The organism is Kitasatospora sp. NBC_01246 (assembly GCF_036226505.1).
Lineage (GTDB): Bacteria > Actinomycetota > Actinomycetes > Streptomycetales > Streptomycetaceae > Kitasatospora.
The window spans coordinates 8222904-8247661 of record NZ_CP108484.1 but is presented as its reverse complement, the minus strand read 5'-3'; the positions used below and the strand labels follow the sequence as shown (position 1 = coordinate 8247661).

The window sequence follows — 24758 nt, the reverse complement described above, 5'->3', positions numbered from 1 at the left end:
CGGGCTCGCGCCCGGCGCGGCCCTCAGCCGGCGATGGCGGCCGCCAGCCAGTCGCGGTAGTGGGTGGGCGCGAGGCGGGCCTCGGGGCCGGGGGTGAGGACGTCGCCGCGGACGGCGGCGAACAGGCCCGCCTGGTCGTCGGTGACGACGGGGCGCCCGTCGCCCTTGGCGGCCAAGGTGATCCGGCCGAGCTCGTCCAGCGTGAACCGGTCGGGGCCCGCGATGTCGAGGGTGCCGGTCAGCGGGGCCGCCGTGGCCACCTCCGCGAGGACGTCGACCACGTCGTCGGCGGCGATGGGCTGGAGGGGAGTCGCGGGCAGCCGGACGGCGCTGTCGTCCGAGGTCCACGACATCGTGGGCTCCACGAACTCGAAGAACTGCGTGGCGCGGACGATCGAGTAGGGGGTGGGGCCGCCGCGCAGCAGGTCCTCCTGGAGGGTCTTCGCCCGGTAGTAGTCGAGCTGGGGCACCTGGTCCACGCCGACGATCGACAGGGCGACCTGGTGGCGCACGCCCGCCTTGTCGCCGGCGTCGAGCAGGTTGCCGACGGTGGTGCGGAAGAAGTCGAGGGACTGCTCGTCGAAGGTCGGGGAGTTGGTCACGTTGACGACCGTGTGGGCGCCGGCGACCGCCTGGTCGAGGCCCTCGCCGGTGAGCAGGTCGAGGCCGGACGACCGGGACACCGCCGTCACGTCGTGACCCTGCCGCTCAAGCACGTCGGCGAGCCGGGAGCCGATCAGGCCGGTGCCGATGACGGTGATCCTCATGGTGTGCCTTCCTTCGTGGCGGGGGCTTCCCCTGGGGGCAAACCCGGATATCAGATGTCCGGGATAATACTCGGATAGTCTATGTCCGAGTCAATGTGGAGGCGACATGAAGCTGTCCGGCGGCGTCGAATGGGCGCTGCACTGCTGTGTGGTCCTGACCGCCGCCGGGGAGCCGGTACCGGCGGCCCGGCTGGCCGAGCTGCACGAGGTGTCGCCCAGCTACCTGGCCAAGCAGTTGCAGGCCCTCTCGCGGGCGGGTCTGGTGCGCTCGGTCCAGGGCAAGACCGGCGGCTACGTGATCACCAGGGCGGCCCACGAGATCACGCTGCTGGACGTCGTCCAGGCCGTCGACGGCGCAACCCCGGCGTTCGTGTGCACCGAGATACGCCGGCGCGGGCCGTTCGCGACACCAGCTGAGCAGTGCACCGAGCCGTGCCCCATCGCCCGCGCGATGGGGGCCGCGGACGCCGCCTGGCGGGCCTCGCTGGCCGGGGTCACGATCGCCGACCTGGCCGCCACGGTGGAGGCCGACAACGGGCCGGACGCCCTCCCCGGGATCGGGGCCTGGCTGACCTCGGGCGCCGACCCGCGCGGACCGGCCGCACCGTAGGTCCGCGCCCTCTCCGGCCCCCGGCCCCGCCGGACCCGGCGGACCGCGCCGCGTACGCTCGGCTCTGTGCCACGCCACCCGAGAAAGCCCCGCCGACTGGTCGCCGACGGCCGGACGTACCTGTGGTCGCTCCGCCACAGCCACCCCGGACCGGCCGGCGAGGCCTTCACCGACTGCCGCGAGACCCCCACCCTGCACCCGCAGCCGGCCGGCTCCGGCGGGACGCTGCGCATCGTCTTCGCCGGCGGACCCGACCGGTACGTCCCCGGCGGGTTCCCTCTGGGCTCCGGGGACGTCGGGTTCGTCCGGGGTGGCTCACTGAACCTGCACGAACCGGGCGCCGTCCGGGCCCTGCTGGGCACGGCCGCGGCCCGTGGATGGCAGCCGGGAGACCGGCGAGCGGTGGAGCTCGACGGCTGGTCGCTGCTGGAGGAGGCAGCCGCCGCCCGCACCGGGGAGCTCGGCCGGCCTTCGTGAGAGCCGACATGTAGGGGATCGGCGGCAGCCACCCGTCGGGCGCGCGCACGAAGCCGAGGGACGCCGGCCTCCGTGCGGACGCGGAGCTGGTCGTCGAAGGTCGGAGCCTCGTCCTGGCGCCAAGCGCAGCCGCGTGCCGCGAGACGGCCGAGAACCGTCTCGTACGTCACGGGGCCGGCGGAGTCGCGCTCGCCGATGGCCAGGTGCGAGGGAACGCGGAACCGCCCTCCGGTGTCCACCGGGTCGAGTCCGAGAGCTCCCCTGGGGACCGCCCCGGACCTCCAGGCTGCCGCCCCTGTGACCGGCCCCTCGCCCGGTGGTGGGCCCCGGCCCGGTCCAGGCCGGTCCCGCCGCCCAACAGCCGATCGGCCTCTCCACCGGTCATGCCGGGCCTGATCCCGGCGGTCTCGCCGGGGGCCGCGATGGAGACGATCAGGTCGGGAACGGTGCCGTGCCCAGGGCACAGGAGGCCACCGGCGCGGCCGCTCGCGCTCACGGCCCGGGCCGACGGTGCTGTGGGCTCGTCACTTCTCGGGCGGTGCCGTGAGGCCGGGCCGGCGGTCCGGCCTCGATCGGGGGAGCCGCTGCCCGCCTCGGCGTACCGCCCTTCGCAGGGGGATTCCCCTGGTCATCGCCCGACAGCGGCTCCCCGGATCGCGGCTCGGCCTCCTCCTCGGCCGAGCCCCGGAGGGCGCGCGGCGGGCCCGACCGGTGCCGGCGACCGGTCGGCGCCCCGGCAGGACCGGTCGGCTCGGGGCGGGTCTGCTCAGGGCCGGTCCGCTCGGGACGGGTCGGCTCAAGGCCGGTCGCCCCGACGCCGGACGGCTCAGGGCCGGTCGCCGAGTCGTAGGTGGGTGGTGAGGTGGCGGCGGCCGCCGGTCAGGGCCTCGGCGACGACCGCGAGGGCGGTCAGCGCGGCGAGCGCAGCGGCCGGGAGGAGCAGGGGCGCCGCCGCGGGGCGCAACCCGGTCGGCACCGGGGCGCCGACCAGGGTGGACAGGTCGACGGCCGGCCCGAGCACGGCGACGGCGGTTAGCGCGGCCAGGGCGCCGCCGGCCGCGGCCAGCAGGGTCTGCGGCAGCGTCTCGGCGAGGACGAGCGCGAGGCCCTGCCGGGAGCGCAGGCCCATGGTGCGCAGCCGGGCCAGCAGGGCGGCCCGGTCGGGGGCGGCGCGCAGCAGTGTGAGCAGGACGGCGAGCAGGGTGAAGGCGCCCGCGGCGGCCTGGGCCTGGCCGAACAGGCGGCCCGCCGCGTGCTGGAGGGGGTCCTGGGCGAGGTCGGCGGCGACGGCGGCGCTGGTCCGGGTGACGTAGCCGCTGCGCAGCGCGTCGGGGTCGTTGCCGACCACGGCGGTGGCGGCGGTCGGCCCGGGCGGCGGCGGGGCGGCGGGGTCGGTGAGGGAGGAGGCCGGCAGCGCGCGGACCAGGCCGGCCAGGGCCGGCTCGTCGATCCGGCCGAGCGCGAACCAGTCGGTGATGCGGGCGAGTTCCGGCAGCGCGGCGCTGGCGGCGGGGGTGGGCAGGACGATGAAGGGGCGGGTGGCGCCGGGCAGGGCGGGGGTCGCGTCGACCGTGCCGGCGTGGGCTGTGAGGACTTCGCCGCCGCTGGGCAGTCGCAGCCGGTGGCCGCCGGGGCCGAGGTGGCGGGCGAGGCCGGCGCTGAACAGGGCGGGGACGGGCGGCGCCCCCGGATCCGCCGCGGCCGGCGCGTCGAGCGCCGCCGGGTCGAAGGTGCCCGCCCCGACAGTCCTGGCGATCCGCGCGTAGGCCCGGGGTTCGGCGACCACCAGGGTGACCTGGGTGGCCTCCGGGTCGACACCCGCGCGCACGCCCGGGACCCCCTCCAGCAGGAACGCCTCGCTCTCCAGCCGCACAGCGGTGGCGGCCGTGACCCCCGGCAGCGCTGCGGCGGCCGCGGCGAACCCGGGCGGCAGGGTCATCCCGGCCGGCGCCGCCACCGAGGCGTCCGCCCCGACCACGAGCTTCGCGGCCTGCTCCCGGGCGAGCCCGACGCCCGCCAGCACGCTCGCGCCGAAGCCGGCGGTGGTGACCGCGAGCACGAGGGCCAGGAGCGGCAGGACGGAGGGCCGCGACCGCCGGCCGCCCCGGCCACCGGAGCCCCGGGCGGCGCGGGCCAGGCCCAGGAACGCCACCGTGCTGGAGGAACGGGCGGCCGCCCGGGCCAGGCCGCCCGCGAGGACGGGCAGCAGGCGTGCCAGCAGTAGCGCCGCGGTGAGGGCGATCAGCAGCGGGGCCGCCACCAGCAGCAGGTCGGGGCCCGCGTCCGGTGGGGCGACGCCGCGGCGCCGGACACCCGACACCGCCGCCACCGTCAGGGCGAGGACGACGAGTTCGGCGATCAGCCGGCCCCGGCGCGCGGCCCTGCCGGAGCCGTCGGCCGGCGGCAGCGCGGCCCGGACCGGAACGGCGAGCAGGGCGAGGGCGGTGGTGACCAGCGCGGCGGCCACCGCCGCCGCCCAGCGCGGCGTGGGCCACAGCCAGAGCGCCGACGCGGTGGCCGCGACGGCCGCCGGCAGGACGGTGACCGCGCCCTCCCCGCAGAGCCGCAGCAGGACCCCGGTGCCGGACCCGCCCCGGGCCCTCAGCAGCCGAAGTTCCGCGCCGCGCCGGTCGGTGGTGAGCGCGGTGGCCAGGGCCAGCACCACCCCCGCGACCCCCGCCACGGCGGCCGGCCCGATCAGGGCCGTCGGCGCGACCGTGGCCTGCCGCGCCGCCGCCCGGTCGAGGTGGCCGGGCAGCCGGGACGTCGTAGAGAGGTCGGAGCGGCCGGTGGCGGCGAGCAGTGCGGTGGCCGTCGGCCCGGTGAGGAACGCGGCGACATCGTGCCTGACCCCGGCCAGCCGGTCGGCCCGCAGCACGCCGGTGTCCACCGGGAGCCGCCAGAAGTCACGCGTGTTGCGCCCCCAGCGCCCGAGGGCGCCCAGGTCGTCGCCCCCGATCACCGCGGCGGTGTGCCAGCTCCTGATGTCGGGGTCGCTGAGCGAGCGTTCCAGACAGGCCCGGCCCGTGCACGGCAGGTCGGCCCAGTACGGCTCGGCCGGGTCGGTGACGGTGTAGAGGCCGGTCACCCGCACCCGCTGCGGGGGCACCGAGTCGTCGTCGAGGACCGCACCGAGCCGGATCCCGATCGTCTCCGCCGCGCCGCGGGCCACCGCGATCGGGATCGGCTCGCCCTTGCTCCCGCCGGACGGCCAGGCGCCGGCGACCAGGGTGGTGTGCTCGGTGAAGCCGTGGAGATAGCGCAGGTGCAGGGTCGGCGGGGAGTGCCCGTCCGGGCGGTCCAGGCCGGGGGTGGTCAGCGCGTGGCGCAGCAGGGCCTCGGCGCCGAACACCGGTCCCGACGGCGCCACCGGGAGGCCGGCCCCGGCCCGGGCGACCAGCTGAGCCGCCACCGCCTCCAGCTCCGCCTCCGTCCCGCCGCCCTCCGGGGAGCGAGCGGTGCTGAGCAGGCTCGTCTCCAGCGGGCCCCGGTCGTGCAGGAAGTCCCGCAGCGCCGCGTCCGCGCCGCGGTCCAGCACTCTCGGGATCGCCACCGCCAGGAACACCAGCACGAAGGCCAGTCCGGCGGTGAGCAGCGCCGCCCAGGGGCCGGTGCGCAGCCTCGTCCGCACCCACCGGGCCGGCCGGTGGGCACCGGCGGTCACCGGGCGGGCGGGACGGGCCGGGCTCGCCGGCCGGGTGGGGTCGGAGCTGGTCACGGGAACCTCCGTCGGGGCAGGACGGCGGTCACCGACGGTCCGTCACGCAGTAGCGGCCGATGGTGCCAGAACAGCGCCCGGGACCGGAAGGTTCCCGGGCGAAGCATGGACCGAAGAGGCACCTCCGGCACGGCCGAACGGGCACTCCGGCCGGCCGCCCCGGAGGAGCGACACGCCCGGCTCAGCGGATCCGGTCGTAGACGAGGGCCAGCGTGCCGTGCTCCCCCGCGGTCTGGCTGACGAGCGCCCACTCGGCGGCGGGCAGGCCGTCGTCGAACAGGCGCGGTCCGTCGCCGAGGAAGACCGGGAAGACGGTGAGTGCCAGCCGGTCGACCTCGTCGGCCGCCAGCAGTGCTTTGATCACGCTCGCGCTGGAGAGCACCAGGATGTCGCCGCCCCCGGTGGCCCTGAGGCCGGCGACCACCTCGGTGGTCGGCCGGTCGACGACCGTCGTCCGCTCCCACGGCGCCCCGCCGGGGGCGGACTCGCCGAGGGTGCCGGAGAGGACCACCTTGTCGGCGGCGACGAGCCACTTCGCGAAGCCCTCGTCGCGCGGGTCGACGCCCGGCATACCGATGACGGTGGGCCAGAAGCCGAGGAAACCCTCGGCGTTGACCCGCCCGAGCAGGGCGGTCGTCGCGGGCTCCCAGAGGCCGGTCAGGTGGTCGCGGGCGACGTCGGTGTGGGCGTAGGGCATCACCCAGCTCATGTCCCGGGGGTCGCGCCGGGCGTAGCGGCCGTCGAGGGAGAGGCTCATGTTGGTGACGACCCGGCGGCTTGCGGTCTGCTCGGTCATTGCGTACTCCTCGTGTCGTTGTCGTCAGTGGTCGGTGGCTGTCGTCGGTGGCTGTCGCCGTCGCCGGCCGTCGTCGGCGGCCGTGAGGGCCGCCGCGAGCTTGTCGAGGCTCTGGCCGAAGCCGGTCTCGATCCCGGCGACGAAGTCCGCCGAGTCGACGGTGCTGTCGGTGATCCGCCAGTGGACGTCGAGCCCGGTGCCCGGGTCAGTGCCGGTCGGCCGGAGGCCTAGCTCGACGTGGGCGGTGAAGGCGGTGCCGCCGCCGGGGCGCAGCGGGGAGAGCCGGTAGGCGAGGCGCTCGCCCGGGCGGACGTCCTCGACGACTCCCTCCGCTCGGCCGGCGACCGGGCCGGAGCCGTCGGTGTCCTCGATGTCGCGGTACTCCTGGACGATCCGGCCGCCCGGCCGGGCCTCGAAGACGAGCTCGGAGACCCGGAGGTCGTCGGGCGTCCACCAGCGGGCGAGCAGGGCGGCTTCGACCAGGTGGCGCCAGACCAGGTCCGGGCGCCCCGGCAGCTCGCGGTGGAACCGGAACGAGCGGCCGTCGGCCCACCCTGCCTCTCCCGCCGCGCGCCGCTCCGCGTGGACGCCGAGCCCATAGCGCTCGTGGGTCTCGCCCGGGCCGCCGGGCCGGTCCGCGCTGTCGGCGAGCCGGGCGAGCTCGGCCGCCAGCTCCCGCAGGGGGGCGGAACGGAGCGCGTAGACACGCCGCTGACCGATGCGCTCGGAGGTGACGACACCGGCACGCTCAAGGGCTTGCAGGTGCTTGGTCGTCTGCGGCTGGCGCGCCTCGGCGAGCCGGGCGAGCACCCCGACCGGGCGGGGCCGCTCGGCCAGCAGGCTCACGAGGCGCCAGCGCGCCGGATCGGCCAGTGCGGCGAGGAGTGCTTCCATGAGGAGAAGTATTCGCCACAAAGAATATTCGTGTCAAGGAATATCTCCAGACGCACCTGCGCGCGACGGCCGGCCGCATGTCGGAGCCGGGAGCGGGCACGCTCCAGGTCCTACGGTCGGGCGAGGACCGGACACCACGGGCAGGCGCCGAGGCGCCGCCGGGAACGGAGTGTGACCCCATGGACATCCCCCCGAACGCCGCCGAAACCCGCCAGGACCGCTACGACCGCGGCCTGGAGACGCTCACCCGGATCGACGGCGAGGCCGGCCGGCGGGTGGTCGACGCGCTGGCCGACATCAGCCCCGAACTCGCCCACCAGATCGTGGCCTGGGGGTTCGGCGAGATCTACCGGCGCCCCGGGCTGGCGCCGCGCGACCGGCAGTTGGTGACCCTGGGGATGCTCACCGCGCTCGGCGGCTGCGAGTCCCAGCTCGACGTCCACGTCAACGCCTCCCTCAACGTCGGCCTCACCCCCGAGGAGATCGTCGAGGCCCTGCTGCACTCCGCCGGCTACTGCGGCTTCCCCAGGGCCCTCAACGCCACCTTCGTCGCCAAGAAGGTCTTCGCCGAACGCGGCCTCCTGCCGGTCACGGGCGACTGAGGCCGGGCCGCGGCGGGCGGCGGACCGGCCCCGGCGCAGGAGCCCGACCCGCCTGGCCCGCACCGCCGACAGCCTGCGTCACCATGAGCGGAGCGCGAGGGCCGGGAACACCACCCGCACCCGGCCGTGCGTTCGTCCGGGGCTGGTGACACGGTCGCCGACGGTGCCCGGACTCCCCCGGTGTCGGCCGGGGTCTCCGGGGAAGGCGGCGACACGCGGCGCCCGTCGAACGCGTCCCCGGCCGCACCGGAGGAAGGATGGGAGCTTCGGGCCGCCCCAGGTGCCCGGCCCGAGGCCGAGCCTCCCCCGGACGAGAGGAAGCCCATGCAGATCGCCGTCACCACCCCGACCGGCAACGTCGGCCGCCACGTCGTCGCCACGCTGATCCGGGCCGGCGTCCGGCCGCGCGTCCTGCTGCGCGAACCCGGCCGGCTGGCTCCCGAGGTCAGGGGCGAGGTGGACGCCGTGCGGGTCGACCAGTTCGACCCCGAGGCGGTGGCGGCCGCCACCGAGGGCGTCGACGCGCTGTACTGGGTGGACCCGACCACGGGCGGCGAGGACCCGCTCGCCGACTACGCCCGCGCCACCGCCGCCGTGGTCCGTGCCGTCACCGGCAACCGGATCGGCCGGGTGGTCTTCCAGAGCAGTGTCGGCGCCGAGAAGCGGCACGGCGCCGGCGAGATCGACGGCCTGGCGGGGACCGAGACCGCCCTGGACGACCTCGGGGTCGACGTCACCCATCTGAGGTGCGGCTACTTCTTCACCAATCTCGAACTCCAGCTCGACTCCCTCCGGGCGGGCACGCTCCAGGTGGTCCTCCCCCTCGATCAGCCCATGGCCTGGGTGGCACCGCGCGACATCGCCGAGGTGGCCGCCACCCGTCTGCTCTCCCCCGCCTGGTCCGGGCGGTGCGTGCGGGCGGTGCACGGACCGGCGGACCTGACCTGGCGGCAGGTGGCCGGAATCCTCACCGCCGCGACCGGCCGGCGGATCGGCGTCGAGCGGATCACCGACGACGCCATGCGCGCCGGGCTCAGGCGGTCCGGGATGACCGAGGGGCTGGTGGAGGCCGTGCTCGGCATGTCGACCGGCCTCCGTGCGGACTTCACGCCCGAACAGCACCGCAGCGTCCGGACCACCACGCCGACCACGCTCGCCGCCTGGGCCTACGACCACCTCCGGCACCGGCTCGCCGACGGCTCCTGAGCGCGGCCCGCGCGGGGAGCGGGCGGAGGAACGGCGGGCCGCTCCGGAGCCGGCGCGTCACCCGGCGAGGAGCTCCCCGACGAGCCGGCGTGCGTATCCGGCATCGAGGCCGGCCGGGCGGAAGAGGATGCGGTACATCATCGGGGCCACCACGCGGTCCATCACCGTCTCCACCTCGGGGGCGGCCTCCCCGCGGTCGCCCGCCCGGGCCAGCACGACGTCGACCTGTTCGGCCGCGTAGGCCGAGCACTGGCCGGCGTTGCTGCCGTCCGGGTCGCCGAGCAGGGCGTCGCGGATGTAGGCACGCCCCGACGGGGACGCCATCTCGTCGAGGAACTGCTCGGCCCAGGCCGTCAGGTCGGACCGCAGGTCGCCGTGGTCCGCCGGCTCCGCGTCGGGCCGCAGCCGCTCCACCGCGACGTCCGACAGCAGCTCCTGCAGATCGCCCCAGCGGCGGTACACCGTCGACGGGGTGACGCCCGCCCGCTGGGCGACCAGCGGAACCGTCAGCCCGTCGCGGCCGACCTCGGCGAGGAGTTCACGCACAGCGGTGTGCACCGACGCCTGGACCCGGGCGCTGCGACCGCCGGGGCGCAGCATCTGCTTGCGACTCATGGGACCAGCTTAAAGCACAGTCCTTGCGTTTAGGGGGCGCCCACCCCGGTACCGACCGGCGCCGGCACGGGGGCCGGCCGCGACCGCTCGTAGGCGTGACCGACCCGCAGGAGGAGGCGCTCCCCGAGGGGCCGGCCGAGCAGCTGCATCCCGATCGGCAGGCCCGACGCGTCGTGGCCGACCGGGACGGTCAGCGCCGGCACCCCGGTGATGTTGGCGGGGGCACTGAGGCGCACCAGGGCGTCGGCGACACCCTCGGACGTGCCGTCCGACCAGGTCACCGTCGTCTGACCGGCCCGCACCGCGGTCGTCGGGACCGTCGGGGCGGCGATCACGTCGACCCCGGCCAGCACACGGGCCCACTCCTCCCGCATCAGGGTCCGGGAGCGCTGCGCCCGCAGGTAGTCCCCGGCGGTCATCAGCTCGCCGGCCTCCAGGAGGACCCGGACGTCCGCCTGGTACAGCTCGGGCACCGTCCGCAGGGTGCGCTCGTGGTACGCGCTGGCCTCCGGCGCCACCAGCCCCCAGAGGGTCGCCCGGATGTAGCGAGCCATCGGGATCCCGACGTCGACGAGCTCCGCACCGAGATCCGCCAGGTGCCCGATGGCGCGCCGGACGGCGGTCTCGACCTCCGCGTCGAGGTGGTCGAAGAAGTAGTCGCGCGGCACGCCGACCCGCAGCCCCGTCAGGTCGGTGCCCGGGCCGGGCCGGTGGTCCACGGCGGCGGCGGCCAGCGAGGCGGGGTCGCGCGGGTCGTGACCGGCCATCGCCGTCAGGACGACGGCCGCGTCCTCGACGGTGCGGGTGATCGGACCGACGTGGTCCAGCGACCAGGACAGCGAGGTGACGCCGTGCCGGGGGACGAGGCCGTAGGTCGGCTTGAGGCCGACGACGCCGTTGAGCGCGGCCGGCACCCGGATCGAGCCGCCGGTGTCGGTGCCCAGCGCGAAAGCCGCCGCACCCGAGGCGACGGCGACCGCGGAGCCGCCGCTGGACCCGCCGGCGACCCGGGCGCGGTCCCGGGCGTTGTGGGTCTGCGGGGTGGTCAGGCCGTAGGCGAACTCGTGGGTGTGCGTCTTGCCGAGCAGGATCGCGCCGGCCGCCGTCAGCCGCGCGGCGACCGTGCTGTCGGCCTGCGCGCGGTGGCCCTCGCGGACCCGGGAGCTGGCCGTGGTCGCGGTGCCCGCGACGTCGATCAGGTCCTTGAGACCCATCGGAATGCCGTGCAGCGCCCCCCGGAAGCGGCCGTGCGCCGCTTCGTGCTCGGCCTCGCGCGCCGCACCGCGCGCCTGCTCCGCGAGGACCGAGACATAGGCGTTGAGCCGCGGTTCCACCTGTTCGATGCGGTCGAGCACCGAGCCGACCAGCTCCACGGGAGACAGCCGCCGGGCCCGGATCTCGTCGGCCGCGGCGGCGACGGTGAGCTCATACGGCCGCATCGGACAGCTCCGTTCCCGCGCGGTAGGCGATCGCGGGCGGGGTGTCCCCGAAGTCCAGCTCCCGCAGGACCGCGACGACGGCGTGGAGCTGGTCGGCGGTGGCCGCGACCGGCCCGTGCCGGTCGTCGGGCAACGGAAGGCCCGCCCGGGCGGCCCAGCGGGCCGCCTCCTGCGGCGTCAGTTCGGCGGCAGACATGGGTGTCCTCTCCTCGTCGGGTCGGGAGCCGCGAAGCACTCCCGACCCAAAAGCTAACAGTTTGCTTTAGCCGAACGTAGGTTCTACGGCCAGCTAAAGCAAATCAATTGCTTTTACCGCGAAGGAGCCCCTTCCACGCCCAGCGCCCCCTCCCACGCACCCGCCCGCCTCCCCCGCCGGGATCGGCCTGGTGCGCGGCGGCGCGGGCACCGCCCTGGTCGGCGGCCATCACGAGGTGGCCGCCCGGATCGAGGAGTACCACCGGCTGGGCATCGACGAGTTCGTCCTCTCCGGGGCGCCGCACCTGGAGGAGGCGTACTGGGCCGGCGAGAACGTCCTGCCGCTCCTCGCCGACCGGGGGCTCTGGAAGCGCGGGGGCTGACGCGGCCGGGCCCGGGCACCGTGCGGTGCCCGGGCCCGGTGGCGTCACGCCCAGGGGTTGAAGGGGATGCCGCCGGGCTTGGAGGCGTTGAGCAGGTTGCGGAAGCGGTCGTCCTTGTCGGTGGTCTTGATGGTCGCCGAGCCGAAGTCGGCGTTGTTGAGCCGGTCGCGCAGCCAGGTGCTCGGCCAGCCGTTCCAGTCGACGATGGGCGGCTGGCGCCAGCTGTGGTAGTGGTTCTCCGGCGGCTCGTCGTTGCTGTTGGCCAGCCGGAACAGGTGGGTGAGCGCCGGCAGGCCGTCCTTGTGGTAGACGACCTTGGGGTGGCTGCCGCTGAAGCGCACCGACGAGCGCGGGTAGGTGGCCTGGCCGCCGTGCTGGGTCACGGTCAGGAACTCGACCTGGTTGGACGACTGCTTGACCCAGGAGATGACGTGCTCCCAGTCGTGGCGGTGGCCGCCCGAGCCGTTGACCGTCTGGTCCTTCTCGAAGTAGCTGGCGTACACGATCGCGCACCAGCCGTTGTTGCACTTGGACCGGGCGTAGGTCTGGGACCGGTCCAGGTCGGACTGGTCGTGGCAGTTGCCGTTGATGGCGCCGGAAGTCTTCAGACCCGGGTTGAGGGTGCCGTCGGGGCCGATGGCCGAGACGGCGTAGCAGCCGTCCACGTCGTAGTCGTAGGCGGGCGAGAACGAAGCCTCGTAGCCGCCGGCGCGCTGCGGCAGATTGGGCAGCGAGTCGGCCTGGGCGGCCGGCCCGGAGAAGGTGAGCAGGAGGACACCGGCGCCGAGGACCGTCCCGATCCGGCCCCGGGTGCGGGTCGCGCGCCCGGTCGCGGAGCCCTGGGCCGTGGTGGCCGGGCCGGTCAGCGAGGAACTGTTCATGTCTCCCTGTTTCGTCAGGAGTTGATGGGGGCCGCCCGGCAGCTGCGGGGCGGCGCACATCGAGCATGGCCGTGATCCGCCCGGGGCGGATCCGTCCAATGACTGACGGGATTCGGAAGCCGGTGCCCCCGTGCGCGCGGGGCGCGGCCTGACCTTCGGTCAAATGACGTAGTCGGGTGCACGCCGGGAGGGCCCCCGCCCGGGGTGCCGGCGCGCGGCCCGACACTCCGGGAAGGGGCGAGCGGGCCCGCTCACCGCAGGCGCGCGTCGAAGGTCAGCGCCTCGACGAGCTCGCCGACCCGGCGCTCCGGCAGGCCCCGCGAGACGAACCAGGCGCCGACGTTGCGCACGTCGCGCTCCAGGAACGAACGGCCGCGCGGATTGGCGACGACGTCCACGATCTGCGGCACATCGATGATCACCAACCGCCCGTCGTGGACCAGGATGTTGTACGCCGAGAGGTCGCCGTGCGCGTAGCCGTCGACGGCGAGCAGCGACAGGTTGCGGCCGAGCTGCTCCCACAGGTCCTCGACGTCCACCTCCTCGGCGCGCAGCTGCGCGAGCCGGGGCGCGGCGGTGCCGCCGGCGTCGCCGACGAACTCCATCAGGATCTCCGTGCCCAGGATCTGCACGGGGTACGGGACGGCCACGCCGGCCGACCAGAGCCGGCACAGCGCCGTGAACTCGGCGGCCGCCCACTGGCCGGCGATGGCCTCCTTGCCGAACGCGGTGCGCTTGGCCATGGCCCGGGCGATCCGGGACTCCTTGTGCTGGCGGCCCTCCAGGTAGCCGGAGTCGCGGTGGAACATCCGGTGCTGGGCGTCGCGGTAGCGCTTGGCCGCCATCAGCGTGCGCCGGTCGGTCCCGGGCACGCCGCGCTCCAGGAGGAAGACGTCGGCCTCCTTGCCGGTCTTGACCAGCCCGAGTTCGGTGTCCACGGCCGCGAGTTCGGTCACCACCCAGGCAGGGCGCGGCGCGGGGCCCTTCTCGGTGGGGGTGGACTGGTCCCAGGTGGACCAGCGATCGCCCTCGGCGGGACCGTCGGCGACCGGCGTCGAGCCGTCGTCGTAGCTGCCGTCGGGGGTGTCATCGTCGGTGACGTACGCGTCGGCGAAGTCGTCGGCGCTGTCCGCGCCGTGGGTGTCGTGCGGGTGGCCCGCGGGCTCGAAGGCCTCGAAGTGGTAGGCCACCTCGGGCTCGAAGTCGCCGTCCCGCTCGGACCGGCGGCCGCGACGGGGTGCGCCCTTGGGGCGGATACGGGAGAAGGAATCGTTGTCGGCAAAGCGCTCACGCACTGCGGTGGCTCCTGAGGAACGGCCCACCGATGCGCCAGTCGTGAGGCGTCGTCAGCCGGTGGGCGAAAGACGAGAGGAAGAGGCGTCTGGCGCGCACACGAGGGCGCGCCGCATCACGGCGGCAACCATGGGTACGCACCTCCTCTGTTTCTCCACGTCGGTCCTCGTGCCACGGCACGAGAGCGCCGCGGCGACGCCACGGGCGACACCGCGGCGGGAACGGTGAAAGCTTAGCGACTTCCAAGATCGGCGCAACCGAATTCCTTCCGGCCCGGTCCGGTCCCGGTCACGGTCCTCATCCCGGTGCCGCACCACGCACCCCCTCGCCGCCCGACATGCCGCGCACGGCCCAAGGTCGCCGACGGGCGGCCGACGGCGCGGAACAATGCCGGAGGTCGTACGAGACTGGAGGTCAAATCATGGACAGCACCGCGCAGTTCCGCGCCTGGGACGTCCGCGAGTCGGGTCCGGCCGACGCCCCGCACCGGGTCCTGCTGCTGCCCGGCGGGCTGTGCGGCGCGGCGTTCTACGAGGACGTGATGGCCGCCCCGCCGCTCGCCGGCGCGCCGGTCCGGCTGGTGGCGGCGACCGTCCCGGGCCACGCCGGGACGGTCGCACCCGCGGACGTGTCGATGGAGAACTACGCGGCGATCACCGGTGCCTTCGCGGCCGACCACGGCTGCACCACCGTGGTCGGCCACAGCATCGGCGCCAACATCGCGCTGGAGATGGTCGCCGGCGGGCACTTCTCCGGGCCGGTGGTGCTGCTCTCCCCGACGTTCTCACGACCGGACGAGTCCAGAGCGCTGGCGATCGCCGCCGCGATCGGCCGGGTCCCCGGGCTCGGCTCGCTGGCCTGGCCGGCGATGCTGTGGCTGACGCCGAAGGCGCTGGCCGACAGCATTCCGGAGTCGCGGCGGGAGGCCCTGCTCGCCGACCTCGGCAAGAACTCCGCGTCGTTCTGCCGCCGGGCCATGATCGAGTACTTCGCGTACCTGGACCGGCACGGCCAACTGGTACCCCGGCTGTGCCGCTCCGGCGCCCGGGCCCTGGTGGTCCGCGGCGACCGGGACGAGGTGGGGCTCACCGACGCCGAACGGGCCGCACTGACGGCCTGCCCCACGGTGACCCTGGAAGTGGTCCCCGACAGCGGGCACCTGGTGCTGCTCGAACAGCCCGACGCGGTGGCCCGCCTGATCGCCGGCGCCGTGCTCGGCCCCGCCTCCTGAGCCCGCCACCGCCGGGCGTCAGGGACGCGGGCCCGCCGGTCGTGGTCGGGGGCCGCCCGGCCCGGACGGCGGGCGAGGGGGGACGGCCACCGTCCGGGCGCGGCGGGCGCACCCACCGCGCCCTCTTCTCACCCCGCTCCGCCGGGCCAAACCCCACGCCCGCGGGCCTCTTCCGCCCGGCCGCCGGGAGCCACCGGTCGGCGCACGGTCCGGGCGTCCGACCGACACGCGGCGGACCGGCGGGGCGGCTTGCCGACGACCGCCGGAGGACGGACATTCGTGGTGGCGCTGTCGGCGGGAACCCGCCCCGGGGAGTCCGTCCACCGGCAGGCCGCCCGACGAGGTCGAGGTGGGTGTGGCGATGAGCAAGGTGGAGGAGTCGATCGACGTGGACGTGCCGGTCCGCGTCGTCTACGACCAGTGGACGAGCTTCGAGCGTTTCCCGGAGTTCATGGAGGGGGTGGAGGAGGTCCGGCAGCTGGACGACCTGCACGCCCACTGGAAGACCAGGATCGCCGGGCTGTCCCGCGAGTTCGAGACCGAGATCGTCGAACGGGTCCCCGACGAACGGGTGTCCTGGCGCACCAGCAGCAGCAATGTGAAGCACACCGGCACGGTCTCCCTGCACCCGATCGACGCGACCCACACCCGGGTCAGGATGACCATGGACTTCGAGCCCACCGGATTCGCCGAGAAGGCCGCGGACAAGCTGGGCGTGCTCGACCGGATGGTCAGCGGTGACCTGCGGCGCTTCAAGCACTTCGTCGAGAACCGCGGGGCCGCCCCCGGGAGCGCCGGCTCCTGACCGCGGCGCGGGGCCGGATTCCCCGGCCACGCCCGGCCGGCGACTCCGCGGCGGCCGTGAGCAGCGCGCAGGCGGGGTAGCGACCGCGACGCCCAGGAGCACGACCCGGACCTCACCACCGCCGCGAGCCGGGCGGCCGACCGGCCCCGGGTGGGGCCGCCGCCCGCGCGCCGGGCTCAGAATCCGCGGGCGGCGGCGCCGTCGCGCAGCAGGGCGAACGCCTCGGCCGTCTCCGCGGCGGCCAGCACGGCCACCTCGCCGACGTCCTGCCCCTCGGCGAGCCTCGCCCAGGTGGCGTGGGCGAGGACCTGGCGCACCGCCGTGTACTGGGCCGCGAGCAGCCGGGCGGTGACGTTCCCGTCCGGGCCCAGCGCCTCGGCGAGCGCGCGGGTGTCGGCGTCGAGGTAGTCGAAGAGGTGGGCGGAGAGGCTGGGGGTCTCGTAGACCAGCCGGAGGAAGGCCAGCACCTCGGGGCTGTCCGTCAGCCCGCTGCTGGGGTCGCGCGCGGCCAGCCGCTCCAGGTGGTGGCGCTCCAGCGCGTCCAGCGGGGTGGTCCCGGTCGGGCGGGCGCGCACCACCCGTCCGGCCTCGCCGAGGTGGTCGGCGAAACGGTGCAGGACCAGCTCCTCCTTGCTGCCGAAGTAGCGGAAGAGGGTGGGCTTGGAGACCTCGGCGGCGGCGGCGATCTCGGCCACCGAGACCTGGTCGAACCCGCGGGCCAGGAACAGGGCGATCGCCGCCTCCGCGATGGCCTGCCGCGTGCGCTGCTTCTTGAGGGTCCGCAGACCCGTGTCCGACTCGCTCATGACTCGATCATAACCAGGAAATGTTTGTTACTCGGTTGCTTTTCTTACCGAGTTGCAGTTTGCTGGTGTGCATCACCGACGAGACGGAAGGGCGGGCACACCATGACAACCGTGGTGATCGTGGGGGCGGGACCGACCGGACTGACACTGGCCTGCGGGCTGGCACGGCAGGGGGTCGCCGTGCGGGTCGTCGAGAAGGCGGCCGCGTTCCACACCGGCTCACGCGGCAAGACGCTCAACCCGCGGAGCCTGGAGGTCCTCGCCGACCTGGGGCTCGGCGAGCGGCTGGCGGCCGCCGGCCGCACGCACCTCCCGTTCCGCAAGTACTTCGGCGGCGAGTTCGTCAACGAGACCGAACCGTTCGCCGGCGCCCGCCGCAGCACGGCCACCCCCTACCCGGCGAGCCTGTGGCTGCCGCAGAGGCGAGTCGAGCGACTGCTGCGCGAGAAGCTGGCCGAGTACGGGGTGACGGTCGAACTCGCCACCGAACTCGTGGACTTCACCCAGGACGACGAGGGCGTGGAGGTCCACCTCGCGGACGGCGGACGGATCTCCGCCGAGTACCTGGTCGCCTGCGACGGCGGCCGCTCCACCGTGCGCAAGCTGCTGGGGATACCGTTCGTCGGCGAGGGCGACCCGGAGCCGCTCATGGTCTGCGGCGACGTCGAGGTCGAGGGCCTCGACCGCGGCGCCTGGCACCAGTGGTTCGGCCCGCAGGGCGTGTTCATGCTCTGCCCCTTCGAGGGCACCCGCCGCTGGCAGCTCCAGGCGAGCCCGGAGACGGACGCCGACGGCCGGGCGGTCGCCCCCTCCCTGGAGAGCTTCCGGCGGCTGGCCGCCCTGCACACCGGTCGGACGGACCTCGCGCTGACCAACGCCACCTGGCTCTCCACCTGGCGGGTCAACGTCCGGATCGCCGAGGAGTACCGCAGGGGGCGGGTCCTGCTGGCCGGCGACTGCGCGCACGTCCACCCCACCGCCGGCGGGCTCGGCATGAACACCGGCATCCAGGACGCCTGGAACCTCGCCTGGAAGCTCGGGCACGTCCTGCGCGGCCTCGCCGCACCGGCCCTGCTGGACACCTACCAGGAGGAACGCAGGCCGGTCGCCGCCTGGACGCTCGACGTCACCACGGCCGGCATGACCAACGTCATGGCGGGCATCGGCACTCCGGGCGTGGGCGTCGAGGCCGGCCGGGTGGGCGACCTCACCGGCCTCTCGCTCGGCTACCGATGGAGCCGGCTCGCGGCCCCCGGTCCCGACGGCCCGCTCCGGGCCGGCGACCGGGCCCCGGACGCCGTCTTCACCGGCCCCGACGGCAGGCCGGCCCGACTCTTCGAGCACTTCGCCGGCGACCACTACACCCTGCTCGGTTTCGGTCCCGGAACCCGCCCCGCACTCGCCGGACTCCCGGCCCACGTCCGGCCCGTCCTGCTCGACGACCCTTCCGGCGACGCCCACCGGACCTACGGGATCGCCACCGACACCCTCGCCCTCGTCCGACCGGACAACCACCTCGCCCTCCTCGCCCCCGCGACGGCCCGCCAGGAGGTGCTCGACCACCTGGCGGCCCTGCGGTAGCCACCCGGCCAGCGCCGTGGCCCTAAAAGCGAAGACGTTGCGTTAGCGACCCGGCGTGATCTACGATCGACTAACGCAAAGGCGGAGCTTTAACGGCTCCCGCCGCCGCGACGACGCCACCCGTACGAAGGGAACCCCGGTCCATGCACACGACGTCCGACGACCCGCGCGGTGCTTCACCCGCCATCGGCACCATCCCGGCCTGGACCGTCGGCGACCTCACCGTGCACCGGATCGACGAGATCCCCCTGCCGCCCGACACCGGGCAGTGGCTCCTGCCGGACGCCACGCCCGAGGTCGTGCGCGGGCAGGACTGGCTGCGCCCCGACTTCGCCGACCCGGCCGGCCGGCTGCTGATCGACAGCCACACCTTCGCGTTCACCGTCGGCGGTCTGAAGGTCCTGGTGGACACCGGGATCGGCAACGGCAAGGACCGCGCCAACCCGGCCTGGCACGACCTCGACACCGACTACCTCGACCGGCTGACCGCCGCCGGGTACCCGCCCGCCGACGTCGACCTCGTGATCCTCACCCACCTGCACACCGACCACGTCGGCTGGAACACCCGCGCCGACGGGAACGGGGCGTGGGTCCCCACCTTCCCCAACGCCCGCTACCTCACCTCGCGCACCGAGCGCGAGTTCTGGGCCGGCCGGGAGATGGACGAGCCGCGCCGCCGGATGTTCCGCGACTCGGTGGACCCGGTGGCGGAGGCCGGGCTGCTCGACCTGGTCGACGTCCCGGCGGGCGGCGCCGAGGTCGCCCCCGGCCTGCGGCTGCTCCCCACGCCCGGCCACACCCCGGGCCACCTGGCCGTCGAGCTGTCCGGCGAGGGCGGCGCGGCCCTCGTCACCGGGGACTGCGTCCACCACCCGGTCCAGTTCGCCCACCCGGCCATCGGCAGCTGCGTCGACATCGACCCCGCCCGGTCGCGGGCGACCCGGCGGTCCCTGCTGGAGTCGCTCGCCGGCACCGGCACGCTGGTCCTCGGCACCCACTTCCCCCCGCCCACCGCCGGCCGGGTGGTCGCCCACGGCGACGCCTACCGGCTGGAGTCCGTCCCCGGCACCCCCCGTACGACGCGCTGACGCCGGAGTGGGACGTCGGACGGGCCGACGTCCCACTCCGGCAGGACTACGACGCCCGGCCGTCAGCCGACCGGCTCAGGGGTCGGCCGGGCCGGCGCGGCCGACGCGGGGCCGGCGGCCGAGGCCGCCCCCAGGCCGGTGCCGCGCGTCTCCTCGGCCCACAGGACGCACACCAGCAGGCCGACCGCCGTGGTACCGGCCGCGATCAGCATGGTCGGCCCGGTCCCGAGGCCGCTGAGCGACAGCGGCAGCAGGTACGTGCCCACGGCCGCGCCGATCCGGCTCACCGAGGTCGCGACACCGACCGCCGTCGCCCGGATCTCGGTCGGGAAGAGTTCGTTCGGGTAGGTCCAGTCGAGCACGTTCGGGCCGCCGCACAGGAACGCGTAGGCACACAGCGCGATGACGGCGACGGCCGCGGGGGCGGCCGGCCAGACACCCAGCAGGGCGAGCGGCACGATCATCAGGGCGAACGACCAGATGATCACCGGACGACGGCCCCAGGTGTCGATCAGCCGGAGCGCCGGGAAGCAGCCCAGCAGGAAGACCAGGCTCACCAGGGCCGTACCGAGGGTGTCGAGCACGGTGCCGCCCGGCATGCCGAAGGAGGCCAGGATCTGCGGGCCGAAGGTCAGCATCGCGAAGAGCGGGCCGACCTGGCAGAGGAAGAACAGCCCGCAGAAGAGCGTGCGGCGCCGGTAGGGCTCGGTCATCAGCAGCCGCAGGCCGCTGGGACGGCCCGCCTCGGCCGGGTCGGGCATCAGTTCCCGCCCGTCGACCCGGACGCCCAGGTGCTTTTCGACCACGCGCACCGCGTCCCCTACCCGCCCGTGGGCGGCCAGCCAGCGCGGCGACTCGGGCGACCCGCGCCGGATCACCAGGAACACCACGCAGAGCACCGCGGAGCTGGCCAGCATCCAGCGCCAGCTGCCGTTCCCGCCGATCCGAAGGAACAGGTAGCCCGTCAGGTAGGCGAGGACGGAACCGGCGTACCAGGCGATGATCTGCTGGCCGAGCAGCCGCCCGCGGTGGCGGGCCGGCAGCCACTCGGCGAGCAGCGAGGTCGCGATCGGGTAGTCGGCGGCCACGGCCAGGCCGAGCACGAAGCGCAGCACGGCGATCGCCCACACCTGGTCGACCCAGAAGGAGAGCACCGAGCAGACGACCATCACCAGCAGGTCGGCGGTGTACATCACCTCCCGGCCGATCTTGTCGGTCAGCACGCCGAACAGCGCGCCTCCGACGAACATGCCGACCAGGGCGGCGGCGCCGATCAGGCTGACCTCGGCGGTGGAGAGGCCGAGCTCGGGACGCATCCCGATCAGGGCCACGCCGACGATGCTCAGGATGTAACCGTCCAGCAGGGGCCCACCGGAACAGGCCAGGGCCAGTCTCCGGTGGAAGGCGGTATACGGGGCGTTGTCGATGGTTCGGGACATGGAATTCGGGTCCTCCGGGGCGTACGGCAGTGCTCCCGCACTCCGTGCGCCTGGTAGACGGCAGAAGTCGGGGCCGCCCGGTCGGACGACCCCGTCACCCGGACCCACCGGGCGACCGTCCACGGTTGCCCGCTCCGAACCGGTCCCGACGGGGACGAAGGTCCGCCGGTTCCGGGCCCTTGGTCCCGAACCGGACGGGCCCTGGGACCCGTGCGGCGGGGGCTTCGGCCTGCCAGGCCCGGGAAGCACCGCTCCGCGCGCTCCGGCCGGGCGGACCGGGTGACACTTCTCACCCGAACACGGCAAATGTCTTAATTGCCTGATATGTGATGGCGGCGGGCAGCTTCCACGGATCGTCAACGGGGCCCCGGACAGCGGGTCCGGCCCGACCGGCCCCCGCCACCGCACGCCGGGCACCCAACCCGCCGGTAGCGGTCGGCCGATGGTGGCGACCGGACCTCGGGCGAGCATTCGCCACGCCCTCGGGGCGAACGCTCTGACGGACAGTCCGACGAGGGGCCCGCGTCGACCGGGGGGCTGAACCCGCTCGGACCGATGGACCTGGCCACGCCGGCCTCGTACCTGATCACCCATATGCTCGGCCACGGGTACGACCTGGCCGTCGCGCTGCGGCGGCCGCACACGGCGGTCCGTCACCGGACGGCGCTGGCCGTGCCGTTCCTGATGGCGGCCCCCGGGCGGGCGCCGCTCAGGGCAGCCGCCCCCAGCTGGTGACCAGGCCGGGCGAGAGGTCCGCGACGGTGCCCGTGGCGAGGGACTCCCGCGCCTCGTCGAGGAGCCCGGCGTCGACGAGGCCGGTGGCGAGCATGGCCTCGCGGGTGCGGTCCCAGGTGTCCAGCCAGAACGCGGTGATCGGGGCGTCCGCGACCAGGGCGGGCACGAACACCTCCGCGCCGACCTCGGACAGCCCGAGGTCGCGCAGCAGCCGCGGACAGTCGGGGGTCCAGCTGATGTCCGTGCCGATGGACGTCCGCAGCGCCCGCCACATCGCCCGCATCGCGAGCCGGTACGGGGTGTCCGGCGGCGCGGCCGTGGTGAGGTCGACCGGGTCCCCGAGGACGAGGTACCCGCCCGGGACGAGAAGGTCCCGCAGGCGGGCCAGGACGCGGTGCCGTTCCGGCAGGTGCATCAGCACGAAGCGCGCGTGCACCAGGTCGAACCGGCCGCCGGGGTCGAAGTCGGGCGAGGAGACGTCCGCCGTGAGCGTCCGCAGCGCCCCGCCCGCGAACGGTTCGACGAAGCGGGTGTCCCGGTCGACGGCGAGGACCTCGCCGGCCCCGCCCGCGGTCGCCAGCCAGCGCGCGATCGTGCCGGTACCGGCTCCCACCTCGCAGCAACGCACTCCCGCGCCGACCCCGAGGGCGCGCAGCCGGGCGCGGGTGACGTGGTCGTAGGCGAGGGAGCCGAGATCGATGCGTTCGCCCTCGCCGGGCTGCCAGGGTTCGAAGAGGGATTCGCCGTACCCGCCGTCGGCTCCGGCCGGGCCCGGCGCGACCGGGTCGGTGGACATCCGGTGTCCTCCCGTCATGCCGTCGTGGCGCCGGGGGCGCCCTGGCACACCGCCGGCCGACCGGCCGTGACCGGGGCCGCGGATACCGCCGAGCCTAGCGAAGGGCGGCCGTCCCGTCGCCCGGACGGGCCCGCCCCGGTCCGGTCTCCCCGCCCGGCCCCGTCCGCCGAATCCGGCTACGCTGAGCAAGGAGGCTCCGGGCCCGAGGCGGGGGTGTCGGCCACACCGTGCGGAGGTGCGAGGTGCCGGGAGAATCAGAGCCGCGGTGGCGGCGTGACGTCCTGCCCGCGGTCACCGCCGCGCTGCGGCGCTTCCCCTTCACCGTCGCCACCGCCGTGGTGGTGCTGGTGGTCGGGCTGGCCGTGGGCGGCCTGTGGGACGCGACGTCCGACCGGTCGTGGTACGCGAACGTCGCGTACGGCCTGCCCTCGTTCGAGAAGGGCCGCTGGTGGACCCTGGCCACCGGTCCGCTGTTCTGCTCGACACCGATCGACTACCTCCCGGTGCTCGTCGCCGTCGTGCTGCTCTGCGGCCTCGCCGAGGCGAGGCTCGGCACGCGCTGGACCGCCGCGGTGACGGTGGCCGGCCAGCTCGGCGCCGTCCTGCTGGCCGCCCTGCTGCTGTTCGCCCTCCGGCACACCGCGTGGACCTGGGCGAAGGACCTGGCCGGCACCGTCGACGTCGGCATCTCGGCGGGCGCGCTCTGCGCGGGCGCGGTGGCCTCGGCGGCCCTCGCCTCGCCGTGGCGGCAGCGGCTGCGGCTGGCCCTGGCCGCCTACGCCGGCGTCTCGCTGCTGTACGTCGGAGGGCTCGACGACCTGGAGCACGCGCTGGCGGTCGCCGGCGGCCTCGTGGCGACCCACTGGCTGCGGGTCCCGGGCGCGGCCCGGACCTCCGGCCGGCTCAGCCGCCGGGAGTGGCGGCTGCTCGCGGTGGCGGGCCTGGTCCTGATCGCGGCGATCCTGCTGGTCGTCTGGCTGGTACCGGGCAGCGGTCCGGTCGGGGAGACCAGAGGGCTGGGCGGACCGGGCTGGCAGGTGCTGCTCTCGGTGGCGCTGATCGCCCTGCTGGTCAACGGGCTGCGCCGGGGGCGCCGCACCGCCTGGCGCTGGACGGTGCTGCTCTGCGCGCTGAACGCGCTGCTGGGCCTGTTCGTGGCGGTCGCGTACCTGATCGGCAAGGCGCTCGACGAGCAGGTCACGGTCACCGGCGCGGCGGTGTTCGTCCCCACCTCGGTGGTGTGGACGGCCGAGCTGGTGGTGCTGATCGCCGGCCGGGAGGCGTTCCGGGCCAGGCGGCCGCGCGGCCGGGCCCAGGTGCCCGGTGCCGAGTCGGCGCCCGCAGCCGCGCCGGCGTCCGACGGGGACCCGCGCACCCGGGCCGCGGACCTGCTGGTCCACCGCGGCGGGGCGAACCTCTCCTGGATGACCACCTGGCCGGACAACTCCTACTTCTTCCCCGAGGGCGACGACGGGAGCTACATCGCCTACCGGGCCCACGCCGGCGTCGCGGTCGCGCTGGGCGATCCGGTGGGAGCACCGGACGACCGAGGCCGGACGATCACCCGCTTCGCCGAGATGTGCGACCGCGCGGGGCTGGTCCCGTGCCTGTTCTCCGCCACCGCCCGGGCCGCCGGGGCCACCGACGCGCTGGGCTGGCGGTCCGTCCAGGTCGCCGAGGACACCGTGATCGACCTGCCGGACCTGGAGTTCCGCGGCAAGGCCTGGCAGGACGTGCGCACCGCCCTGAACCGCGCCAGGAAGGACGGCGTCGAGTACCGGCTCGGCGCCCTCGCCGAACAGCCGCGACCGGTGCTGTCCCAGGTCCGCGGCATCTCCGAGGAGTGGGTCGGTGACATGGGGCTGCCGGAGATGGGCTTCACGCTCGGCGGCGTGGAGGAGGCGATGGATCCGCGGATGCGGGTCGGCCTGGCGCTGGAGGGCGACGAACACCTCCACGGGGTGACCTCGTGGATGCCGGTGTACGGCCCGGACGGGGTCCCGCAGGGCTGGACCCTGGACATGATGCGCCGCCGCCGCGAGGGCTTCCGGCCGGTCGTCGAGTTCATGATCGCCTCCAGCTGCCTCGCCCTGCGCGACGACGGCGCGCACTACCTCTCGCTCTCCGGCGCGCCGCTGGCACGCACCGGCCCCACCCACGCACCTACCGTGCTGGACCGGATCCTCGACCAGTTGGGCGCGGCCATGGAGCCGTACTACGGCTTCCGCTCGCTGCACTCCTTCAAGGCGAAGTTCCAGCCGCGCTACGAGCCGATGTTCCTGCTCTACCGCGACGAGGCCGACCTGCCCCGGATCGGGCTGGCCCTGCTGCGCTGCTACCTGCCCTCCGCCACGATGCGCGACCTGCTCAAGGTCCCCGCGCACCACGGCTGACGGGAACG

The 24758-nt window shown here is 75.0% G+C and carries 22 protein-coding genes and 1 pseudogene; 11 read left to right on the top strand and 12 right to left on the bottom strand.

Annotated elements, in window-relative coordinates:
- Positions 1 to 23 precede the first annotated feature (23 nt).
- Complete coding sequence (locus OG618_RS34635) at positions 24 to 767, bottom strand: SDR family oxidoreductase (protein WP_329491593.1); 744 nt, start codon at positions 765 to 767, stop codon at positions 24 to 26.
- Positions 768 to 873: 106 nt separating this feature from the next.
- Here OG618_RS34635 and OG618_RS34630 point away from each other — a divergent pair, with 106 nt between their 5' ends.
- Both OG618_RS34630 and OG618_RS34625 read left to right on the top strand, forming a co-directional pair.
- Positions 874 to 1377, top strand: coding sequence for an RrF2 family transcriptional regulator (locus OG618_RS34630; protein ID WP_329491592.1), 504 nt, complete (start codon positions 874 to 876; stop codon positions 1375 to 1377).
- 66 nt (positions 1378 to 1443) lie between these two features.
- Complete coding sequence (locus tag OG618_RS34625) at positions 1444 to 1854, top strand: hypothetical protein (protein ID WP_329491591.1); 411 nt, start codon at positions 1444 to 1446, stop codon at positions 1852 to 1854.
- An 826-nt stretch (positions 1855 to 2680) separates the two neighbouring features.
- On the opposite strand, the gene OG618_RS34620 is transcribed toward OG618_RS34625, so the two are convergent.
- From OG618_RS34620 to OG618_RS34610, 3 genes are all read right to left on the bottom strand, one after another.
- The gene (locus OG618_RS34620; RefSeq protein ID WP_329491590.1) at positions 2681 to 5572 is read right to left on the bottom strand and encodes a hypothetical protein; all 2892 of its coding nucleotides are present in this window, start codon (positions 5570 to 5572) and stop codon (positions 2681 to 2683) included.
- Between the two features lie 181 nt (positions 5573 to 5753).
- Entirely contained in the window at positions 5754 to 6368 is a 615-nt protein-coding gene (locus tag OG618_RS34615; protein WP_329491589.1) for a dihydrofolate reductase family protein, read from the bottom strand.
- A 24-nt stretch (positions 6369 to 6392) separates the two neighbouring features.
- Positions 6393 to 7262, bottom strand: a complete 870-nt coding sequence (locus tag OG618_RS34610; protein WP_329491588.1) for a metalloregulator ArsR/SmtB family transcription factor — start codon at positions 7260 to 7262, stop codon at positions 6393 to 6395.
- A gap of 179 nt (positions 7263 to 7441) precedes the next feature.
- Between OG618_RS34610 and OG618_RS34605 the strand changes: the two genes are divergently transcribed.
- Positions 7442 to 7864 (top strand): carboxymuconolactone decarboxylase family protein, encoded by a 423-nt coding sequence (locus tag OG618_RS34605; protein ID WP_329491587.1) that lies wholly within the window; start codon positions 7442 to 7444, stop codon positions 7862 to 7864.
- 324 nt (positions 7865 to 8188) lie between these two features.
- Positions 8189 to 9070, top strand: a complete 882-nt coding sequence (locus OG618_RS34600; protein WP_329491586.1) for an NAD(P)H-binding protein — start codon at positions 8189 to 8191, stop codon at positions 9068 to 9070.
- 57 nt (positions 9071 to 9127) lie between these two features.
- On the opposite strand, the gene OG618_RS34595 is transcribed toward OG618_RS34600, so the two are convergent.
- From OG618_RS34595 to OG618_RS34585, 3 genes are read right to left on the bottom strand one after another with little or no spacing between them, the layout of a single operon-like run.
- The gene (locus OG618_RS34595) at positions 9128 to 9685 is read right to left on the bottom strand and encodes a TetR/AcrR family transcriptional regulator (protein WP_329491585.1); all 558 of its coding nucleotides are present in this window, start codon (positions 9683 to 9685) and stop codon (positions 9128 to 9130) included.
- 29 nt (positions 9686 to 9714) lie between these two features.
- Complete coding sequence (locus OG618_RS34590) at positions 9715 to 11124, bottom strand: amidase (protein ID WP_329491584.1); 1410 nt, start codon at positions 11122 to 11124, stop codon at positions 9715 to 9717.
- On the bottom strand, positions 11111 to 11320 hold the full coding sequence (locus OG618_RS34585; protein WP_329491583.1) for a hypothetical protein: 210 nt from the start codon (positions 11318 to 11320) through the stop codon (positions 11111 to 11113). The genes OG618_RS34590 and OG618_RS34585 overlap by 14 nt, the downstream gene beginning before the upstream one ends.
- A 175-nt stretch (positions 11321 to 11495) precedes the next feature.
- Between OG618_RS34585 and OG618_RS34580 the strand changes: the two are divergent.
- A pseudogene (locus OG618_RS34580) lies at positions 11496 to 11702 on the top strand (LLM class flavin-dependent oxidoreductase); the annotation flags it as partial.
- A 44-nt stretch (positions 11703 to 11746) separates the two neighbouring features.
- Here the strand turns inward: OG618_RS34580 and OG618_RS34575 are convergent.
- Positions 11747 to 12583 carry an NPP1 family protein gene (locus tag OG618_RS34575; protein ID WP_329491581.1) on the bottom strand — a complete coding sequence of 279 codons (837 nt, stop codon included), beginning with the start codon at positions 12581 to 12583 and terminating at the stop codon, positions 11747 to 11749.
- A 251-nt stretch (positions 12584 to 12834) separates the two neighbouring features.
- Positions 12835 to 13878, bottom strand: a complete 1044-nt coding sequence (locus OG618_RS34570) for a serine protein kinase RIO (RefSeq protein WP_329491580.1) — start codon at positions 13876 to 13878, stop codon at positions 12835 to 12837.
- 419 nt (positions 13879 to 14297) lie between these two features.
- On the opposite strand from OG618_RS34570, the gene OG618_RS34565 reads away from it, so the two are divergent.
- The gene (locus tag OG618_RS34565) at positions 14298 to 15107 is read left to right on the top strand and encodes an alpha/beta fold hydrolase (protein WP_329491579.1); all 810 of its coding nucleotides are present in this window, start codon (positions 14298 to 14300) and stop codon (positions 15105 to 15107) included.
- Between the two features lie 361 nt (positions 15108 to 15468).
- On the top strand, positions 15469 to 15912 hold the full coding sequence (locus OG618_RS34560; RefSeq protein ID WP_329491578.1) for an SRPBCC family protein: 444 nt from the start codon (positions 15469 to 15471) through the stop codon (positions 15910 to 15912).
- Positions 15913 to 16088: 176 nt separating this feature from the next.
- Here OG618_RS34560 and OG618_RS34555 read toward each other — a convergent pair whose 3' ends face one another.
- Positions 16089 to 16718 (bottom strand): TetR/AcrR family transcriptional regulator, encoded by a 630-nt coding sequence (locus OG618_RS34555; RefSeq protein WP_329491577.1) that lies wholly within the window; start codon positions 16716 to 16718, stop codon positions 16089 to 16091.
- Positions 16719 to 16820: 102 nt separating this feature from the next.
- On the opposite strand from OG618_RS34555, the gene OG618_RS34550 reads away from it, so the two are divergent.
- Together OG618_RS34550 and OG618_RS34545 are read left to right on the top strand one after the other, a co-directional pair.
- Complete coding sequence (locus OG618_RS34550) at positions 16821 to 18299, top strand: FAD-dependent monooxygenase (RefSeq protein ID WP_329491576.1); 1479 nt, start codon at positions 16821 to 16823, stop codon at positions 18297 to 18299.
- A gap of 143 nt (positions 18300 to 18442) precedes the next feature.
- Positions 18443 to 19387 (top strand): MBL fold metallo-hydrolase, encoded by a 945-nt coding sequence (locus tag OG618_RS34545; protein WP_329491575.1) that lies wholly within the window; start codon positions 18443 to 18445, stop codon positions 19385 to 19387.
- A gap of 62 nt (positions 19388 to 19449) precedes the next feature.
- On the opposite strand, the gene OG618_RS34540 is transcribed toward OG618_RS34545, so the two are convergent.
- Positions 19450 to 20826, bottom strand: coding sequence for an MFS transporter (locus OG618_RS34540; RefSeq protein ID WP_329491574.1), 1377 nt, complete (start codon positions 20824 to 20826; stop codon positions 19450 to 19452).
- A 555-nt stretch (positions 20827 to 21381) separates the two neighbouring features.
- On the opposite strand from OG618_RS34540, the gene OG618_RS34535 reads away from it, so the two are divergent.
- On the top strand, positions 21382 to 21561 hold the full coding sequence (locus tag OG618_RS34535; RefSeq protein ID WP_329491573.1) for a hypothetical protein: 180 nt from the start codon (positions 21382 to 21384) through the stop codon (positions 21559 to 21561).
- On the opposite strand, the gene OG618_RS34530 is transcribed toward OG618_RS34535, so the two are convergent.
- Positions 21536 to 22357 (bottom strand): class I SAM-dependent methyltransferase, encoded by an 822-nt coding sequence (locus OG618_RS34530; protein WP_329491572.1) that lies wholly within the window; start codon positions 22355 to 22357, stop codon positions 21536 to 21538. The two genes, OG618_RS34535 and OG618_RS34530, sit on opposite strands and share 26 nt — an antisense overlap.
- 242 nt (positions 22358 to 22599) lie before the next feature.
- Between OG618_RS34530 and OG618_RS34525 the strand changes: the two genes are divergently transcribed.
- Positions 22600 to 24750, top strand: coding sequence for a bifunctional lysylphosphatidylglycerol flippase/synthetase MprF (locus OG618_RS34525; RefSeq protein ID WP_329491571.1), 2151 nt, complete (start codon positions 22600 to 22602; stop codon positions 24748 to 24750).
- Positions 24751 to 24758: the final 8 nt, after the last annotated feature.